3 protein-coding genes and 1 pseudogene are annotated in these 3,323 nt (G+C 34.8%); 3 read left to right on the plus strand and 1 reads right to left on the minus strand.

The window, feature by feature from the left end; genetic code table 11:
• The first annotated feature begins 285 nt into the window (after positions 1–285).
• The 3 genes and pseudogenes from ACQKMD_RS21870 to ACQKMD_RS21880 all read left to right on the plus strand — a co-directional run bounded on the left by ACQKMD_RS21870 (position 286) and on the right by ACQKMD_RS21880 (position 2,415).
• Positions 286–465, plus strand: a complete 180-nt coding sequence (locus ACQKMD_RS21870; RefSeq protein WP_038186645.1) for a small acid-soluble spore protein H — start codon at positions 286–288, stop codon at positions 463–465.
• A gap of 538 nt (positions 466–1,003) precedes the next feature.
• Positions 1,004–1,170 (plus strand): annotated as a pseudogene (locus ACQKMD_RS21875) (helix-turn-helix transcriptional regulator); the annotation flags it as partial.
• A gap of 51 nt (positions 1,171–1,221) precedes the next feature.
• Positions 1,222–2,415, plus strand: coding sequence for a chromate transporter (locus ACQKMD_RS21880; RefSeq protein ID WP_427754673.1), 1,194 nt, complete (start codon positions 1,222–1,224; stop codon positions 2,413–2,415).
• A gap of 181 nt (positions 2,416–2,596) precedes the next feature.
• On the opposite strand, the gene ACQKMD_RS21885 is transcribed toward ACQKMD_RS21880, so the two are convergent.
• Positions 2,597–3,082: a hypothetical protein gene (locus ACQKMD_RS21885; protein ID WP_427754671.1), complete on the minus strand. Its 486-nt coding sequence runs from the start codon at positions 3,080–3,082 to the stop codon at positions 2,597–2,599.
• Positions 3,083–3,323: the final 241 nt, after the last annotated feature.

The following is a 3,323-nucleotide window of genomic DNA, read 5'->3' on the forward strand; positions in this document are numbered from 1 at the left end:
TGATGGGTCAATGCTCGTTGACACTCATGCATCATACTAGAGGGCTCTTTTTCTTTCAAGACCCCGAACATCTTTCAAACAGGAATGCTGCCCCGGTAGTTGAAGAAGAAAGAGCCGTCCGAATAGCTCAAATTTCTTATACTAAAGCACACCGTTAGTTGAGCAAAGAAACTAAAAAAAGTAAGGGTGTTAGTGATTCTAGGAAGTATTTTATTTACAACAAGTATATTTAAGTAATTTGGAACAAATATTATACCTGTTGCAAACCCAAAGGAGGTGGATAAAATGAACGCACAACGAGCAGAAGAAATTGCTTCTTCACCAATTATGGCTAATGTAACCTATAATGAGGAAAGTATCTACATTGAGCACGTGGATAAACAAAATGGAACAGCTACAATCCATCCCCTTGATGAACCAAATAAAAAACAAAGTGTTTCTGTAACCAGCTTAAAAGAACAGTAATTCCCTCGATTCAATAATAAACCTCCACTTTCGGGTGGTGGTTTATTGTTCGATTAAGTTCAAGTCCCATCTTATTAATCAATCTATCCCCTTGTTGAACTATCCTGCCTCGTTAGCCATCCATGCAGCACAAAATAGTCCTGCACCACAGAGAATGAAAATGGTTAGTGGAGTCAATACTAATAGTCTACCGAAAACAATAGTCTTATTAATGTCCGCTCTCCTCTTTTTTTAACGATTAGGCAAGGGTCTTCTTAAGTATTGTCATTTTTCTTTTCTTGAAGAAATTAATTTTCATGGTAGTACAATTAAAAAAGAGCTGCATATGCAACTCAATGATCTTCAAGTAAAGCACCCCGTTAGTTGAATAAGGATATTTCACAATCAACTTTACCATCTACTCTTAATGACAACTATAAAGAAAGTAAATGTTTTGTAAAGTTTGTACATCCCTCTAGAGAACATTAATAAAATAATGTATAGTCTCTTTATCCAATTTCGATATTGGATTTCGAAATTAACTAGTGAAAGTGTCTTATTGGAAGATAAAGTATTGCATAAGTTATTCCTTGGTTTTATACATATTCACATCCTACATCATGCTAAGGAACACCCTATTTATGGTGTATGGATGATCGAAAAACTGAAAGAACATGGCCATAATATTAGTTCTGGACACTTTATCCTATTCTACATTTAATGGAAAAGCTTATGAGCTTTTATGGAAATAATAAACTAACAAAAGAGGTGAAAATAATGAAAAAATACAATAGGAACAGAGGTTTTAAATCTCTTCTAGAAATACTTTTAGTCTCAACTAAGCTTGGTTTAACATCGTTTGGAGGACCAGTAGCTCATCTAGGCTACTTTCATGATGAATATATTCGAAGAAGAAAATGGATGGATGAAAAAAGCTATGCTGACCTAGTCGCTTTATGTCAGTTCTTACCAGGTCCGGCTAGTAGCCAAATAGGAATTGGTATTGGAGTTATGCGAGCAGGTGTTCTGGGAGGACTTGTATCATTTATTGGGTTTACACTGCCTTCCGTCATAGTACTTATACTATTTGCATTAGTTCTTCATGGGTTGGATATTGGTGATGCTGGATGGATTCATGGATTAAAAATAGTAGCAGTAGTAATTGTTGCACATGCCATTTTAGGTATGGCACCAAAACTTGCTCCTGATTTAAAGAGAAAAGCACTGGTTTTGTTTGCATTAGTGGGTACGCTTTTGTGGCAATCGGCGTTCAATCAGGTGGGTATAATAGTACTTTCTGCAATTATTGGATTCATTCTTTATAAGCAACATACTGAAAATGATGAAGCCAAAACATATTTTCCTATTTCTCGTAGTGTTGGAGTTATATGTTTAACGTTATTTTTTGGTTTGCTTATTTTTTTACCTATTTTAAGAGAGGTAACCTCTTTAAGCTGGATTGCAATGTTTGACAGCTTTTATCGTTCTGGTTCTCTAGTCTTTGGTGGTGGTCATGTTGTTTTACCATTACTGGAAAATAAATTTATACCTACTGGATGGGTAAGCGAAGAGGCATTCTTAGCAGGTTATGGGGCTACACAAGCTGTACCTGGTCCATTATTTACTTTTGGAGCTTATCTTGGTACGGTTATGAATGGTTGGCAAGGAGGGTTAATAGCGACCATAGCAATTTTCTTGCCTGCGTTCCTGCTTATCTTGGGTACATTGCCTTTTTGGGATTCCTTACGTCGTAATCCAAAAATAAAAGGAGCATTAACGGGGATTAATGCAGCCGTTATTGGGATATTAATAGCTGCACTTTACCATCCTATTTGGACTAGCTCCATATTAGCTCCAATTGATTTTGCTTTTGCGGCGATTTTATTTAGTATGTTAGTGTATTGGAAATTGCCACCTTGGATTGTTGTGCTGACTGGGGCAATTGGTGGATTATTCATAGGATTAATTTAATGATTATGTTCCAAACTTAAAGACTACCAAGTAGGTAGTCTCCGATTAAGAAGTTCGGAATGACGTCATTCCGAACTTCTTTTGTCTCTTTATTAATTTGTAAGATTTAATGCTCTGCATTTCGAATATACTTTCTATTGTTTCTTTGAAAAATCCTTTCTTATTGAACTAACCTGCCTCGTTAGTTGAACAACACAGTTTTATTAAATGGAATTCCAAAATAGCTATACTTTATTATAATCTGATTGATTGCTTCATTATGAAAAACACTAATCCCATAGATTTCATCCTTTTTTGAAGCAGTACCTTCATCTAATTTTTTATAGGTAGCGGCAGGAGATGTATCTGCCTTAATTGATACATCCTCTATATTCTTAAAACCATATTTTTTTGACTCATTATTATTATAATCATCCGTTATGATGAAACCTTGTAAAGCATTACTAACTTGTACTTTTGTGTTTGATGGCTTTTCATTATTTACTGATACTTCTACTATTTTCACTTCACAAAAGCCTTTATTACCAATTCCAATAACGACTGACTTTTTACCAACAGCTGTACCAAGTGTACCTATTTCCAAAGGTGGATTAAATAGCACGAAGAAATAAACACCACCAAAAGCTAATGCTAAAATTAAAACAGTAACCCAATGTTTCTTTTTCAAATTTCCCCCTCCTATTTCAATTAAACTGCCTCGTTAGTTCAATAAAGAAAAAAGAGCTGCATATGCAACTCAATGATCTTCAAGTAAAGCACCCCGTTAGTTTAAGTTCAATCATTCACATACTAAAGGGATCGTTAGTCGAATCGTTGAATTAACCTTAGAATTGATTCCAGTCTCTTTTTAACAAAGAAAAAGAGTAGTGGTCATAATACTTACCTCTAAATAAATGCTTATCTCTGTA

The sequence above is a fragment of the Viridibacillus sp. NPDC096237 genome (assembly GCF_050278625.1).
GTDB lineage: Bacteria > Bacillota > Bacilli > Bacillales_A > Planococcaceae > Viridibacillus.

Bases quoted from the DNA above. Each gene is read 5' to 3' on its own strand.
- ACQKMD_RS21880 (WP_427754673.1), top strand. From the start codon at position 1,222: ATGAAAAAATACAATAGGAACAGAGGTTTTAAATCTCTTCTAGAAATA.
- ACQKMD_RS21870 (WP_038186645.1), top strand. From the start codon at position 286: ATGAACGCACAACGAGCAGAAGAAATTGCTTCTTCACCAATTATGGCT.